This window comes from Psychrobacter sp. UBA3483 (genome assembly GCF_002377905.1).
In the GTDB taxonomy this organism is placed as follows: domain Bacteria; phylum Pseudomonadota; class Gammaproteobacteria; order Pseudomonadales; family Moraxellaceae; genus Psychrobacter.
In genome coordinates this window covers 53,369-68,893 of the sequence record NZ_DFQS01000004.1, presented here as the reverse complement: position 1 = coordinate 68,893, position 15,525 = coordinate 53,369, and the positions used below count along the sequence as shown (strand labels likewise).

The window sequence follows — 15,525 nt, the reverse complement described above, 5'->3', positions numbered from 1 at the left end:
TAAATCTGATATCGTTCCCCTAGGCTTAGATGCGTATAGTTCATGGTTGCAATCTCACTTTGGTCGGTGGATAAAAACTTTGATGCTAGCGCATCTAGGTCTTTTTTTCACCTCACATTTGGTATTGCACTTCATGTGTTAATCTAAGAATTGATAAGACATATTATCTTAGTGATGCTCACCCGGTAGAATTCTGGCAAAGGCACGCTGAGCAATATTTGGTTTTTTATCACTCGTCAATCCAGCGCGGGTACTTGGGAAAATACGATAACCCATCGATTGAATACCAACGTTAATTGCTGGTGCTAATGAATAAGTCGCTGAGGCAAATTTACCCATGTTACTGGCAATACTGTTTGGTTTATGGACAATCGCTTTGGCAACCATCATTGCCGCTTCATCAGGCATAAGCGCAGGCATGTAGCGGTATAACTTAGTTGGCTCAATCATCGGCGTACGCACCAACGGCATAAAGATATTGGTAATCGTAACATTATCGCCCTTCACTTCAGCAGCCAAGCAGCGGCTAAAGGCATCCAATGCTGATTTCGAGGCGACATAAGCGGCAAAACGCGGGCTATTCGCCAACACACCAATCGATGAGATATTAACGATTTGACCGGTCTGGCGCTCAATCATGGTCGGCAAAAATCCAAGAACTATTTTAACGGCGCCAAAGTAATTGATATCCATGGTACGCTCAAAATCATGGAAGCGATCTATAGACTCGTGTACCGAGCGACGAATAGAGCGACCAGCGTTATTGACCAAGACATCTACATGACCGAAATCTGCCAAAATTTGCGCGCTGACTTTTTCTATATCATCCATATTGGTCAGATCACAAGGGTAATAAGTAGCTTTACCACCAAGCTCCTCGATACTGTCTTTAACAGCTTTTAATTTGTCTTCGGTACGTGCCAGCAAGATAACATGAGCGCCGCATCCACTGAGCAGATAGGCCGTACGCTCACCAATACCGCTTGATGCCCCTGTGATAATAATATGCTTATCTTTGACTGCTTTGCTGATTGCTTTTTTTGAGGGGTTGGCCATAAAAGATCCTTTTCGTAAATGATACTTCCGTTAATGTTCGCCTAAAGCATAACAAATATAATTGGATTGAAGTTAATAAATAAGCCGTAAAATGCATTTAATATCATGAATATTAGCAGTTAGGTATTTATTATCAAGTGTATTGCTTAAACTGACCGTTTTTTCTTGCTATTCGTGCGCGTGTAAAAAGTCTTCGACCACGCGAAACTGCCCAGCGGTACTCTCTTCACCATACATGGCTTGGCGAAAAGCGTTGGAATTAGGGATGCCGGTGGTATACCACGCAATGTGCTTGCGAGCAATTCGGCAGCCTGAATATTCGCCGTAAAACTCATATAGCTCTTGCAAATGCGCTAGGACAATCTCTTTTATCTCGCTCACGCTTGGTGCCGCAAGCACCTCTCCTGAGCGCAAAAAATGCTCGATATCGCGAAATATCCAAGGCTGCCCTTGCGCAGCACGCCCTATCATCACCGCATCACAACCGGTCAGCTCATAGACACGCTGCGCTTTTTGCGCGCTATCGATATCGCCATTGGCAATCACAGGAATACTGATGCTTTCTTTGACCTCACGTATCAGCTCGTAACGCGCCTCGCCGCTATACATGTCCTCACGTGTACGCCCATGAATGGCAATCGCGGCAATACCCGCTTGCTCTGCACGCTTGGCAACGCGCAAAATATTCTCACGCCCATTCTCAAAACCCAAGCGCGTCTTTAAGGTGACAGGCGCATCGACTGCACCTACTGCTGCATCTAGTAAGCGCGCAACCAAATCTTCATCTTGCAGCAGTGCAGAACCCGCTAACCTACGGCACACTTTTTTAGCCGGACAGCCCATATTGATATCAATAATCTGTGCGCCATTATCTATCTGATAACGTGCGGCTTCTGCCAATTTATCAGGTTCTGCGCCTGCTATTTGGGCAGAAATAGGCGCTATTTCGTTATCAAAATTGGCACGATAGAGTGATTTCTTGCGCGCATAAAGCGCCGTATCAGCAATGATCATTTCGCTGACTGCATGCCCTGCCCCAAATGACTTACACAGTCGACGAAACGGATTGTCGGTCACGCCAGCCATCGGGGCAACCATCAGACGATTTTCAATCGTCAAGCCGCCAATGACCAATGGCTGCAATAAAGGATGATCATTCGCAGTTTGTGCTGATGATTGATTAGACTCTATATTATTTATAGGCATAAAAAACGGCTTGATTCGTAGTGAAAACAAGCCGTTATTCTAAGGGTTCGTGCGCATATTGCAAGTGATTAAGTCAATCATTTAATACCTAGAGTTTGATTGGCAAAATGTTTATTTATAGAAAAAACTACTTATAAAATATAGTACTTATCAAAGGCTACTTATCAAACTTTACTTATCAAAGACACTGCCCTGCTCTAAGGTAATGTCATTATCATGTACTTGCATACGCCACGGCAAAATATCAGGTGATATATTAATAAAGTGCAAATACTTCTCGAACTGATCAATGATATCGTTAATCACTGAATCCGGTTGATAGCCATATAAATCATAGGTTTGCCCGCCGCGGCGCAAATAAACTTCCGCCCGATAATGATGCTCTTGTGGCAATTTATTGGCCATGGCCTCTGTATAATAATCTGGCGCTTCATGCTCTGATAAGCGCACTTCGTACCAAAACTCGACGTTATCGCCGCCGCGTAACTCAAATACTACGCGATCATTGACTTCGTCATAATTTACTTCAGGCAACCAACCGGTTTCGGCAAACTTTTCGGCAACTTCATGCATCGACGATAAGACTGTACCTTTAATATAACCCAATACTTTATCGCGCGTTGGTTGCTGAGTCATGTAATCAATACGGTCACGCCACGCATCTAGTTTCAACAGATGCGGCGGTAGATGATTGTCATTAGCTAAGCTTTGATTGCGATGACCTTCGATACGCAGCGCTCGCCACATGCCAAACATCGCAATCAAAATAATAATCGTAAAGGGCAAGGCGCTAACAATAGCCGCTGTTTGCAGCGCTTGCAGGCCACCTGCTAAGAGCAGCGCCGAAGCAACAACGCCGAGTATTAATACCCAAAACGTGCGCTGCCACGCTGGCGTATCACTACGACCGCCGGCTGCTAACGAATCAATCACAAGAGAGCCTGAGTCAGACGAGGTGATAAAAAAGGTAATAATAAGCACGACGGCAAGGGCAGAGACTACTTGGGTAAAAGGCAGGTTCTCAAGCAGCTTAAATAAGGCAATCGCTTGGTTATTTTGTACTTCAGTAATAAGCGAGTCATAGCCTTGAATCATAATCATATGTAATGCTGTATCACCAAACACCGCAAACCAAAAGAAAGTAAAGATGGTAGGTACTAGCATGACGCCAACGATAAACTCGCGAATGGTACGACCACGGCTGATTTTGGCAATAAATATACCGACAAAAGGCGACCAAGAAATAGTCCAAGCAAAAATAAATAGCGTCCAACTGGTGATCCAGTCGCTTTGTTGATACGCCTGTAGACTAAAGGTACGCTCGACAATATTACCCAGATAACTACCGGTATTTTCCATAAAGGCGTTGAGAATAAATATCGTCGGCCCTACCGCAAATACAAACAGCATCAGCGCCGTTGCCAGTATCATATTTAATATAGATAAGCGTTTGACCCCTTTGTCCATACCAGCCAGCACAGATATCAAGGCCAGCCCCGTAATCAAGACAATGGCAATCACTTGCACGGTTGTATTGACTGCAATGCTTGGTACGAGATAATTCAAACCGGTATTTATCTGCGACACTGAAATACCCAGACTGGTGGCCAAACCAAATAAAGTACCCAAAATGGCAAACACATCAACCGCATGGCCAATAGGCCCATAAATCTTATCGCCTATAATAGGATATAGCGTTGAGCGCATTGATAATGGTAGACCATGACGAAAAGCAAAATAGGCCAGCGTCAAGGCCACGACGCCATTAATTGCCCAAATATGAAAGCCCCAATGGAAGTAAGCAATCTGCATGGCTTCTTTTGCTGCAGCCACGGTTTGGGGCTCTGATAGCGGCGGCGTCGCAAAATGCGTGACCGGCTCAGCCACCCCATAAAACAGTAAAGCAATCCCGTACCCTGCCGAAAACAACATCGCAAACCATTCAATAAAGTTATATTGCGCCTCACCATGGTCAGGTCCTAGTTTGATGGAACCATAGGGTGAGAACGCCAACACCACAATAAACATCAAAAACAGCGCGGTTGCTAGCATATAAAACCAACCAAATGTGGCCGTGGTAAAGCTCAGCACTTCACCGAAGAGATTGCTAGCCGCCGTTGGATTCACAGAGGCACCTATGACCAATAAAATCATAACAATAGCTGTCGGTATGAATACCGGCATCAAAATAGTAGAACGAGATTTACTCATAAAAAATTCTCAAAGAAACTTAAATTTGGGTATGCGTCTAATACTGTTCTATAACACTCAGTTATTCAAATAAATTTTAAAGCACCAAGCCAGTAGTTACATTATTTAATAATGATAAAAAATGTTGTTTTGTCCATTACACCATGAATATTGATAAAACATCGCCATTTCATAAAAAAAGGCAGCTGTTTAGCTGCCCTTTTTATCAAACACACTGCCCTGCTCCAGCGTAATATCGTCATCATGCTGCTGCATACGCCACGGCAATATATTTGGCGAAACATTAACGAAGTGTAGGTACTTTTCAAACTGATCAATGATGTCATTAATCACCGATTCTGACTGATAACCATATAGATCATAAGTCTGACCACCACGGCGCAAATAGACTTCGGCGCGATGGTGATGCTCTTGTGGTAATTCATTGGCCATATCTTCGGTGTAATAATCAGGCACCTCATGCTCTGACAACCGCACTTCGTACCAGAACTCCACATTATCCCCGCGTCTTAATTCCAGTACCGCGCGATCATTAACCTCATCATAATTAACCTCAGGCAACCAACCTGTTTCGGCAAATTTCTCTGCCACCTCATGCATCGACGATAACACTGTACCTTTGATATAACCCAGAACTTTATCGCGCGTTGGCTGATTGGTCATATAATCAATGCGGTCGCGCCAAGCATCCAATTTCAATAAATGCGGCGGTAAATGATTGTCGTTGGCCAAACTCTCATTACGATGACCTTCGATACGCAGCGCGCGCCACATGCCAAAGGTCGAGATCAAAATAATCACCGCAAACGGTAAAGCACTGACGATAGCGGCAGTTTGTAATGCACTCAAACCACCTGCAATAAGTAACACTGCAGCGACTACACCCTCAGTGACGACCCAAAACGTACGCTGCCACCATGGCGTATCGCTACGTCCACCCGCCGCGAGCGAGTCAATCACTAATGAGCCCGAATCCGATGAGGTCACAAAAAAGGTAATGATTAACACCACGGTCAATGACGAGACAATCTGGGTAAATGGTAATTGCTCTAACAGCTTAAATAATGCAATAGCTTGGTTGTTTTGCACTTCACTAATCAGCGCCTCATAACCATCGACCATAATCATATGCAGAGCGGTGTCACCAAATACAGAGAACCAAAAGAAAGTAAATAAGGTTGGCACCAGCATCACGCCAAGGACAAACTCACGAATGGTACGACCACGACTAATCTTGGCGATAAATAGCCCAACAAAAGGCGCCCAAGCAATGGTCCATGCAAAAATAAATAGTGTCCAGCTACCGATCCAATCACTCGATTGGTATGCTTGTAAACTAAAGGTACGCTCGACGATATTGCCCAAATAGCTGCCTGTGTTTTCCATAAAGGCATTTAGAATAAATACTGAAGGCCCAACAATAAACACAAATAACATCAAAGCAGTGGCAAGCACCATATTTAAGATAGATAGGCGCTTTACCCCTTTGTCCATACCGGCTAATACAGAAACGAGTGCCGCCGCCGTCACCAACGCAATGATAATAACTTGCACCGTGGTACTAACTGGCACCGTATTTGGTAACAAATAATTTAGACCCGCATTAATTTGCGCGACCGACAATCCCAAACTGGTGGCGATACCAAACATAGTACCGACGATCGCAAAAACATCAACGGTATGCCCGATAGGGCCATGGATTTTGTCACCGATTAGTGGATAAAGGGTTGAGCGCACGGACAATGGCAGACCATGCCGAAACGAGAAATACGCTAGTGACAAGCCAACCACACCATAAATCGCCCAAATATGAAAACCCCAGTGAAAATAAGCAATTTGCATCGCCTCTTTTGCCGCCGCAATAGTTTGCGGTGTGGACAGGGGTGGACTGGCGAAATGTAATACTGGCTCTGCAACGCCATAAAACAGTAAGGCAATGCCATACCCCGCTGAGAATAGCATTGCAAACCATTCAAGGAAGTTATATTCAGCATCCGCGTGGTCAGGGCCCAACTTAATACTGCCATACGGCGAGAAGGCTAAGGCAATAATAAACATCAAAAATATGGCAACTGCCAACATATAAAACCATCCGAAAGTATCGGTGGTAAAAGCAAGAACTTTGCTGAACAACTCACCCGCAGCTTCAGGGTTGAGGGCTGTGCCAATCACTAATAACAACATAATGGTTGCGGCTGGCACGAATACTGGCAACAAAATAGTAGAGCGAGGTAATTTACTCATAAAAAATGATGTCCTCAAAAAATAACAATAAATATGAAAGCTAAATACAACAAGAGAAGTAAGATCGCCTACTTTATAAATTTGTATGAATAGAGGCAGTATCTCGTTCGGCTCTTATTAAACCGTTTATAAAACAAATATAATTTTTATCACACTCTCTGCAAAAACCCTAGGCAAGTGCCTGACTCGTAACACTATTTTAACGTTTGTTACATGACTATTACTCAGCAATAAAAAAGGCAACTTGTTAGCTGCCTTTTTTTTGATGGTTGCATTATGAATGGTCAATTTAAGACATTAAGGTTTAATAGCGCCTGCTAACTGCTTGGCCATCTCAGCAAGCTCACTTTGATCTGCTTGCGTGACCGCATGACGACCTAGCTCATGAATGCTCGATGGAATTAGATGCACATGGTAATGAAAAACAGTTTGTCCGGCTTGTGCGCCATTTAACTGCATTTGAATAATACCCTCACGCTCGAATACTTGACGCTGCGCTTGCATGACTTTTTTGGACGTCATCAGTACTGCTGCGGCATATTCTGGTTCAAGGTCGACTAAATCAACGGCTTTTTGCTTAGGAATGACCAGTACATGACCTTTTGCTTGCGGCATGATATCCATAAAGGCGAGGGTTTTGTCATCCTCATAAACTTTATGATAAGGGATATCACCGTTAAGCATTTTGGCAAAGATATTATTGTCATCGTATTTGGTTTGGGTATCTTGACTCATTTTTATTCCTTAACCTTTTATTAGTAATTAGTTGTCATCAATTGGTTGTCAGTACTAAAGAGTAAATAGCTCAGCAAATATAGTGGACGAAATATTGCTTGAGTACAAGTGGCTGATACATTCACTAGCCACTTTCAATTTTACTGAGTTTTGCTACCAACAATTCTATAAGTGATACGATTAATTTATTGGCGAGCCGTGCGCTTTAAATGTTATATTAATCCTCTATTTTAATCACCTCAGGTTTATGGATTTGACTGCCTTGCCAACCCAATCGCCCCAATCATCGAACACCATTGACGCTCATAGCGACCACGCTTATGACGCTACGAGTCATCAGACTGCGGTTAATGAAACGCTTGAAGATAGCGCGCCGTCAACCATTGAACCAAACGCCATCATCTTAGCTGAGGCATTAACCGATAAAGCGATCAGTTGGCGTATCCATAATTGCAAAATCAGCAAAAAAATCATGACGCAGGATACGCCACTGCCCTTTTTGTATCATTACGACAGTTTAGACGACAGCATTAAACAAACTTATCCATTAACACCTGCCCTACTTGCCCAGTTTAATACCCCCATGACAGCTGACGAGGCGGCGAAACTTATCGGTATTGATAAGGCGCTGATCACCAGCCCTTGGCATGTCAAAGTGATTGGCTCGTTGGTGGTGTTTAGCGAAGCGCTGCAATTGGCCGTACGTCTGCATTGGACCAATACTGGTAAAGAAACCCAGCAAATTTATACTAAAGATGAAGCCGATGCGCTTACTGCTGCCTTTAAAGAGTGGCAGTTTTTTGGTCGTATTGATGTGCTTTATAAGAATACTAAGCAAACACTTATCAGTATTGATGAACAAGCCGAAAACGATCAACAGCTACTGACTATTGCTGCCAGTCCTGACTATCAATTCTTGCCAGCGCCTCACGCCTTAGTCGTCATCGCCAAACTTGAAACCGATAAAGCCGAGTTGCCTTGGTTTGAGAGCGCTATTTTAGAGCGCCTCGTTTAAATATTGACCCTCAAGTCTTTATGATTATTGGTTAATGATTTTCAGTTATCCATATCTAATGGTATGGTAACGCCTTAGTATTATTCACTAGTGCTCGCATGGCATAAAAAGCACACTATCCGTATGACAGCGGATGCTGCAGACATTTATAAATCTCGCTTATTTGTAAGGAATATCACATGGATTATCGCTCAAAAACTTCTACTGGCGGTCGTAATATGGCAGGCGCGCGTGCCCTATGGCGTGCGACGGGTATGACGGATGGCGACTTTGGCAAACCAATTATCGCCATTGCCAACTCCTTTACCCAGTTTGTCCCCGGTCATGTGCATCTAAAAGATTTGGGGCAATTGGTTGCACGTGAGATTGAAAAAGCGGGCGGCGTGGCAAAAGAGTTCAATACCATTGCGGTCGATGACGGTATTGCCATGGGTCATAGCGGGATGTTGTATTCATTACCAAGCCGTGATTTGATTGCGGACTCGGTTGAGTATATGGTCAATGCTCACTGCGCCGACGCCCTAGTCTGTATTTCTAACTGCGATAAAATCACTCCTGGTATGCTGATGGCAGCCATGCGCCTCAATATCCCTGTTGTTTTCGTCTCTGGCGGCCCGATGGAAGCGGGCAAGGTCATCGCTAGCACTGTCGCTCATAGCCATAATAATGATGGTGGCAGCGATGTGCACACGACCGATAGTAAAGGCAATGCCATCCGTAAGCTTGATTTAGTCGATGCTATGATGGATGCCGCCGACGATAATATCAGCGATGAAGACGTCTTAGCCATTGAAAGCTCAGCTTGCCCAACTTGCGGCTCATGCTCAGGGATGTTTACGGCCAACTCAATGAACTGCTTGACCGAAGCATTAGGCTTATCATTACCGGGTAACGGCTCGCTATTGGCCACGCATTCGTTACGCCGCGAGTTGTTTTTAGAAGCGGGCCGTACGATTGTATCATTGGCCAAGCGCCGTTATGAGCAAGACGATGATTCGGTGTTACCACGCTCTATCGCTACCAAAGCCGCCTTCGAAAATGCCATGAGCTTAGACATCGCGATGGGTGGCTCGACCAATACTATCTTGCACCTACTTGCCGCCGCCAATGAAGCGGAAGTTGATTTTAAAATGCATGATATTGACCGTCTAAGTCGTAGTGTCCCTTGCCTATCGAAAGTGGCTCCTGCCTCACAAAAATATCATATGGAAGACGTCCACCGTGCTGGTGGCGTGATGGCACTGCTTGCCGAGCTTGACCGTGCCGGTTTACTGACCACCGATATCCCAACCATTCATAGCGCAAGCATGAGAGATGCCATCGATAAATGGGATATCATGAATCCTGATAATACTGAGGCACGAGCGCGCTATATTGCCGCTCCTGGTGGCGTCCGTACCACGCAGGCCTTCTCGCAATCAAAAGAGTGGCCAAACCTTGACGTCAATCGTGAGTCAGGCTGTATTCGTAGTGCGCAGCATGCTTACTCAACCGATGGTGGTCTTGCGGTACTATACGGCAACATCGCTGAGCGCGGCTGCGTGGTCAAAACCGCAGGCGTCGATGAAAGTATCTTGGTCTTTACCGGACGCGCACGTATCTTTGAATCACAAGACGCTGCCGTAGCCGCCGTGCTTGATGAGCAAATTGTCGCCGGCGATGTGGTTATTATTCGCTATGAGGGGCCAAAAGGCGGGCCTGGTATGCAAGAGATGCTTTATCCAACCACTTATCTTAAGTCTAAAGGCTTGGGCAAAGAGTGTGCGCTACTCACAGATGGTCGTTTCTCTGGCGGTACGTCAGGCTTATCCATTGGTCACGCCAGCCCGGAAGCAGCTGAAGGTGGCGCGATTGGTTTAGTACAAGAAGGCGATACCATTCACATTGATATCCCAAACCGTACCATCAATATGCAAGTCAGCGATGCCGAGCTTGCTGCGCGCCGTGAAGAGATGGAAGCGCGTGGACGTGATGCATGGAAACCTGTGAGCCGTGAGCGTCACGTCTCTCCTGCGCTACGTGCTTATGCAGCAATGACCACCAGTGCCGATACCGGTGCGGTACGTGATGTCAGCCAAGTTGAGCGTTAAATAATTCTGTAAACACAATTATTTTTCAACAACCTTATAGAGTGATCCAAAGCCTGCGCCATGCAGGCTTTTTTTCACCAAAAAACAACGCTGCCACCGTTCTGATAACGTTTTTTTGCGGAATTAAAAAGGTTTTGCCGTCATTATTAATAGCGATTGAACCTCTTCTAACTTTATCTTTTTAAAACCAAAAAATAGCGTGCACCAACCTTATGATTGAAAACTATAATTTATTCTTATTGGTCTGCGGTATTGCCTTTTTATTCGGGGCACTATTTCCTATTATTTTTAAACGTACGCCCATCTCGCTGCCCATGCTGCAAGTAAGCTTTGGTCTACTCATGGGCTATTGGTGGACGGGCTTGTCTTTTTTAAACCCGATGGATAACGGTTTAATTATCGAAAAACTGACCGAAATCGTGGTGTTGGTATCACTGGTCGGTGCAGGTATCAAAATTGATACCGAGCTGTCGTGGCAGCTATGGCGCCCGACTGTGCGCTTACTACTTATCACCATGCCGATTGGTATTTTTGCGATGGCGCTCTTAGGCTATTATGCTTTTGGTTTGACATTAGGTGCGGCCATCTTGCTCGGTGCGGTACTGGCTCCGACCGACCCTGTACTCGCCTCTAGCATCCAAGTCGGACCGCCCAATACTGGCGGCGAGGATACACCACGCTTTACGCTGACCTCAGAGGCAGGGTTAAATGACGGTTTGGCGTTCCCATTTGTCTATCTGGCGATTAAAGTAGCGGAAGCTTATAGTAGCGGCCAGCAGTTCACAGGTCAGATGCTGTGGTCATGGTTTACGACTGATGTGCTGTGGAAAATTGGCGCAGGTTTGATAGTGGGAATTGTGGTTGGTAAAGTGCTGGCAAAATTGGTGTTTTCAAAATACAGCCACAATACCACCATCTCTCAAGGTTATGTGGTGATAGCGCTCACCTTACTGGCTTATGGTTTGGCAGAATATGTGCACAGCTATGGCTTCATTGCGGTATTTGTCGCCGCCTTTGCTTTTCGGCGCTCGGAGCGTGAACACAGTTATCATCAAAAGCTGCACGATTTCGCTGAGCAGTCAGAGGGCTTACTGATGTCCTTAGTTCTTGTGGTTTTTGGTATGTTTTTAGGTCAAGGACTGCAAGCTGGCGTTGAGCTGACATGGCGCGTCTATATCGTCAGCTTTACCTTTTTATTATTGATTCGACCGATTGGCGGATTGATTGCTCTATCAGGATTAAAGCTGCCCTATACTGAAAAATATGCCATTTCTGCGCTCGGTATACGCGGTATTGGCACCTTATATTATCTGTCTTACGCCCTCAATCAAGGCTTCTTTGATGAAGTAGACGCCGTTAAACTTTGGATAGTCTGCTCAATTGTCATTTTAGCCTCTATCTTTATTCATGGTTTGATTTCCCCAAGGCTGCTTAAGCTCACGCCTAATAAGCCGCGCCATGGATAGCCATGGATAATTTTGGACGCCTATCTCAAGTATTTTGTGAGTTATAATCTTGCTGCTTATCCTTTAAGCATCTGTATTTCTATTTTTCATACGGGCAACAAGAATATTGAGGTAAGTTCAAGAGTCACGTCTACTAGATTTCAGCATCAATTAAACTTAATACCGCTTCCGTTAGCGCAAACTGACGGACGTCATTGAGCATCGTTATATCAAAATTATGGATAAAGGCAAATGACAATTGCCGTGCAGGATCACACCACGCAACCGAACCGTTATAACCCATGTGCCCAAAACCTTGCGCGCTCATATCAGAAGCTTCACTTTGACACATACTAAACCTGCGATGATAGCCCAAGCGCCAGTTCATTTTCGCCGGCATCACCGCATCCATACCAGTGGTTTGCGGGGTAGAGAGTCGCTTAAATGTTGCGTCGTCAATCAATGTCTGCCCCTGCCATCTGCCGCCGTTAGCTAGCATGGCATAAATAATCGCTAATGCTTGCGCTGACGCCACGCCGTTGGCAGCGGGAATAATGGCTTGTAGCGTTCGTTTATCGTAATAATCGATAGGTTGTTTATTAGCCAGTACGAGGGCTGATTTATAATTGTTTAGATTAAGCTGACTGTTATTAAAGTATAAACGGTTGATTTTTGCTGTATCGAGACTAAGTAGCTCATCTGCCTTTATACTTTCATTTATACTTTCATTTTTACTTTCATTTGCGCTTTCTTGATTGGTTAGCGCTATTTTTTGCCAACAAGCATAGCTTGGTAGATTTGAATAAATGCGCAAAGTATTTTCAGAATCTGCCCTTAACACAGGTTTGCTGCGGCGGGGTCGCGCTTGCGACTGCTGTTGATTACTTTCTTGCTCTGCTGTTTGAAAATATTTAACCAAATGAGCCACTTCATCTACTTTATCGTCTGGTACCCCAAAATAACAGCTGTCTGCAATCCCTAGCGGCGCTGTCAAGTAATGGCGCAAGGCGTTAGCTAATGACATATGGGTAACAGCTTCTATCACGCCGCCCAGTACCCAACCATAAACCAAGGCGCTATAAGCACTCTCATATAACGCGCCGTCTTCAGGCGCTTTTACTGGCATAGCGGCAACTTTTTCTAGCATGAGCTGCCAATCAAGCACTGTGTCATTATCGACATCGATACTTTGAATCGAAAACAAGTTGCCCTGATGTGACATGACGCTACGCAAAGTAATCTGCCCTTTTCCTTGCGCGGCAAAAGCGGGCCAATAATCCGCAATCGCTCGGTCATAATCGAGCATGTGCTCGGAGACCAACACATGCACCAATGTCGCCAACACCCCTTTCCCTGTTGAAAAATTCAGCGATAAAGTATCGGCGCTCCATGATAAATCTACGCGCGCCATCCCAACACTGGCTTGAGCAATACATTGCCCTGCTTGATAAACCACCAAGGTACCGCCAGCTGGCGCGTCATCAAGCTGTAAATCCGTTAATAATTGTTGTAATTTTTGCTGAATAACAGGATCAATAGACGTATTGACGTTTTGATTATCAGATTTTTCATTATTATTTTTCATTCTTCACTCGCTTTATTTATAAAAATGCTTCTTATATCCAAAAAACTGCTTAACTACTTAATGACGAAATTTGCTCATAAAAAAGGCAACCTATTGGTCGCCTCTTTGTTGCATGTCGCTCATATGTAGCGTGTACAGTTTGTCATACATAGTTAGTATGCCATGAGTCTAGCGTGGAACCAATAAACGATTATGAACCTCTTCTTCCAGCTTCGTCAAACCATGACTGCGTCCGCGCTCCAAAGCCGTATCCATTTTGCGTCCACGTAACCAGCCCGCACGCAGTGCTACAGCCGCGCCAGCGCGATTACCAGAACCACAATGCATGACGGTTTTTTTGCCGTGGTACTGACGCAAGATGTTATCAAATGCCAATATATTTAACTGTTTTAAATCGTTAGCCCCGCTGATAGGTAGCTGCTCATAATGCATACCGGCGCGCTCTACCGCCGCGCGCTCATCAAAATTTAGCTCTTCATCTGGCTGCAAGTTAAGCACTAACTCGACGCCAGCCGCCGCTAAAGCAGCGACTTTTTCATCGTTGAGGGCGCCGCATACGATAGTATTTGCCTCTGGACGAAAATAAGGCTCAAAGATACTTGCTAAATTGATACCGTTATCTATAGCGTTTTGTTCGTTAGCGTCGTTTTGCTCATTGACAACGCTTTGGTCTATCATAGCTGAGTTATTAGACTCAGCTACGCTTTTTGCATTTTCATGTAAAGTCATAATGAATAATTGATTGGTAAAATATAAAGGTTAAAAGTATGATGCAATCTACTTGTTTTCGTCTTGCAATTTAATCACTCCAGCAAGATGCGGCTTGTCGTTTTTAGCGCTAAATAAGCCAAACTCGCAAGTATCGGTTGGGCTCTTCAACGCTGCTATCGGCTCAGCGATCAGCTCTACTTCTGCTGGCAAAAAGATAGGTAGCTTAAATGATACATTAACCGTGCAAGCATCTGGTAACTCATCCATCAAGGCGAGGCACTTAGCTTTTGACCACATACCGTGGGCGATGGCTTTTGGAAAACCAAATGCGCGTGCCGATAGTGGATGCAAGTGAATAAGGTTAAAGTCACCTGAAACAAATGCATAGCGACGACCGATATCTTCTGGTACTTCAAAGATACTGTGCACGCCTTCCTCATTTACTAAAGGCTTAACAGTCACTGGACGCGGCGTACTTTTTTTATCTTTGTTGCTTGATTTTTTGCCACGTGACAAATAAGTAGAGGTGCCTTCCCAAATCACTTCGTCGTGTGATTTCACCGTGGTGACAAAATCAAACTGCTGGCCTTGCGCATGGTCACGCAAATTATCAAACTTCACTGCCATCGCTACCGTTTCACGCTCACCGATAGGACGATACTGTGTCACGCTATTATCCACATGCACCAAACCTAGCATAGCAAAGGGGAACGGCTCTTTGACCATCATATTCATCTGCAACGTCTGTGATAAAACAGAAAAATAGGTAATCGGCACTTTGCCGTTGTCGGCGAAACCACAAATCTTACGATAATCATCAAGATTGCTTTGGTCGATGTGTAAATTGTCTACATAATACGTCGCTTGTGGCAACTGATCGCGGCTAACCTTGTCGTTATTACCGATAGGCAATAGGCTCTTGACGATATTGGCATAGGTGGTATGCGCTTTTGGCAACGCATCATAATGTTTGTCTGACATAATAAATCCTAAATGGGGTTGAGCTAACTGAGGCTGGAGCAAATTTTTTGACTATCTGTAAACAGCGAAGCATTCTTTTGTCTGCTTGTTCGTTTATTCATTCATTTACTGGCACATGCTTTTATTCATACCTGTTTTTATCATAAAAAAGCCACCCTCGGGCAGCTTTATTACAATTTATCAGCAATTTTTCGTAAGCATATGTGAGGTCGATTTAAAAATCTTGTCCCTCTTACCTACTTAATA

At 44.6% G+C, this 15,525-nt stretch carries 11 protein-coding genes; 3 read left to right on the top strand and 8 right to left on the bottom strand.

The annotated features are described in order from the left end of the window. Nucleotides 1–168: 168 nt before the first annotated feature. The 5 genes from B2866_RS00770 to B2866_RS00750 all read right to left on the bottom strand — a co-directional run bounded on the left by B2866_RS00770 (nucleotide 169) and on the right by B2866_RS00750 (nucleotide 7,452). Nucleotides 169–1,056: an SDR family NAD(P)-dependent oxidoreductase gene (locus B2866_RS00770; RefSeq protein ID WP_296189581.1), complete on the bottom strand. Its 888-nt coding sequence runs from the start codon at nucleotides 1,054–1,056 to the stop codon at nucleotides 169–171. Between the two features lie 168 nt (nucleotides 1,057–1,224). After that, nucleotides 1,225–2,262, bottom strand: a complete 1,038-nt coding sequence (gene dusB, locus B2866_RS00765) for a tRNA dihydrouridine synthase DusB (protein WP_296189579.1) — start codon at nucleotides 2,260–2,262, stop codon at nucleotides 1,225–1,227. A 171-nt stretch (nucleotides 2,263–2,433) separates the two neighbouring features. Beyond that, nucleotides 2,434–4,473, bottom strand: a complete 2,040-nt coding sequence (locus tag B2866_RS00760) for a BCCT family transporter (RefSeq protein ID WP_296189577.1) — start codon at nucleotides 4,471–4,473, stop codon at nucleotides 2,434–2,436. Nucleotides 4,474–4,662: 189 nt separating this feature from the next. Further along, complete coding sequence (locus B2866_RS00755; RefSeq protein WP_296189575.1) at nucleotides 4,663–6,717, bottom strand: BCCT family transporter; 2,055 nt, start codon at nucleotides 6,715–6,717, stop codon at nucleotides 4,663–4,665. A 297-nt stretch (nucleotides 6,718–7,014) separates the two neighbouring features. After that, nucleotides 7,015–7,452 carry an HIT family protein gene (locus B2866_RS00750; protein ID WP_296189573.1) on the bottom strand — a complete coding sequence of 146 codons (438 nt, stop codon included), beginning with the start codon at nucleotides 7,450–7,452 and terminating at the stop codon, nucleotides 7,015–7,017. Between the two features lie 247 nt (nucleotides 7,453–7,699). Here B2866_RS00750 and B2866_RS00745 point away from each other — a divergent pair, with 247 nt between their 5' ends. From B2866_RS00745 to B2866_RS00735, 3 genes are all read left to right on the top strand, one after another. After that, nucleotides 7,700–8,467 carry a hypothetical protein gene (locus tag B2866_RS00745; RefSeq protein ID WP_296189566.1) on the top strand — a complete coding sequence of 256 codons (768 nt, stop codon included), beginning with the start codon at nucleotides 7,700–7,702 and terminating at the stop codon, nucleotides 8,465–8,467. A 179-nt stretch (nucleotides 8,468–8,646) separates the two neighbouring features. After that, nucleotides 8,647–10,557, top strand: a complete 1,911-nt coding sequence (ilvD, locus tag B2866_RS00740; RefSeq protein ID WP_296189564.1) for a dihydroxy-acid dehydratase — start codon at nucleotides 8,647–8,649, stop codon at nucleotides 10,555–10,557. Nucleotides 10,558–10,769: 212 nt separating this feature from the next. Further along, nucleotides 10,770–12,023 (top strand): cation:proton antiporter, encoded by a 1,254-nt coding sequence (locus B2866_RS00735; protein WP_296189561.1) that lies wholly within the window; start codon nucleotides 10,770–10,772, stop codon nucleotides 12,021–12,023. 133 nt (nucleotides 12,024–12,156) lie between these two features. Here B2866_RS00735 and B2866_RS00730 read toward each other — a convergent pair whose 3' ends face one another. The 3 genes from B2866_RS00730 to B2866_RS00720 form a co-directional block, all read right to left on the bottom strand. After that, nucleotides 12,157–13,587: a serine hydrolase domain-containing protein gene (locus B2866_RS00730; RefSeq protein ID WP_296189558.1), complete on the bottom strand. Its 1,431-nt coding sequence runs from the start codon at nucleotides 13,585–13,587 to the stop codon at nucleotides 12,157–12,159. A 168-nt stretch (nucleotides 13,588–13,755) separates the two neighbouring features. Beyond that, on the bottom strand, nucleotides 13,756–14,265 hold the full coding sequence (locus B2866_RS00725) for a beta-lactamase hydrolase domain-containing protein (RefSeq protein ID WP_313474484.1): 510 nt from the start codon (nucleotides 14,263–14,265) through the stop codon (nucleotides 13,756–13,758). Between the two features lie 99 nt (nucleotides 14,266–14,364). Next, entirely contained in the window at nucleotides 14,365–15,279 is a 915-nt protein-coding gene (locus tag B2866_RS00720; protein ID WP_296189553.1) for a MaoC family dehydratase, read from the bottom strand. Nucleotides 15,280–15,525: the final 246 nt, after the last annotated feature.

Coding starts and splice junctions, on each gene's coding strand:
- B2866_RS00770 (WP_296189581.1), bottom strand. CDS start 1,056: ATGGCCAACCCCTCAAAAAAAGCAATCAGCAAAGCAGTCAAAGATAAG.
- dusB (WP_296189579.1), bottom strand. CDS start 2,262: ATGCCTATAAATAATATAGAGTCTAATCAATCATCAGCACAAACTGCG.
- B2866_RS00760 (WP_296189577.1), bottom strand. CDS start 4,473: ATGAGTAAATCTCGTTCTACTATTTTGATGCCGGTATTCATACCGACA.
- B2866_RS00755 (WP_296189575.1), bottom strand. CDS start 6,717: ATGAGTAAATTACCTCGCTCTACTATTTTGTTGCCAGTATTCGTGCCA.
- B2866_RS00750 (WP_296189573.1), bottom strand. CDS start 7,452: ATGAGTCAAGATACCCAAACCAAATACGATGACAATAATATCTTTGCC.
- B2866_RS00745 (WP_296189566.1), top strand. CDS start 7,700: ATGGATTTGACTGCCTTGCCAACCCAATCGCCCCAATCATCGAACACC.
- ilvD (WP_296189564.1), top strand. CDS start 8,647: ATGGATTATCGCTCAAAAACTTCTACTGGCGGTCGTAATATGGCAGGC.
- B2866_RS00735 (WP_296189561.1), top strand. CDS start 10,770: ATGATTGAAAACTATAATTTATTCTTATTGGTCTGCGGTATTGCCTTT.
- B2866_RS00730 (WP_296189558.1), bottom strand. CDS start 13,587: ATGAAAAATAATAATGAAAAATCTGATAATCAAAACGTCAATACGTCT.
- B2866_RS00725 (WP_313474484.1), bottom strand. CDS start 14,265: ATGATAGACCAAAGCGTTGTCAATGAGCAAAACGACGCTAACGAACAA.
- B2866_RS00720 (WP_296189553.1), bottom strand. CDS start 15,279: ATGTCAGACAAACATTATGATGCGTTGCCAAAAGCGCATACCACCTAT.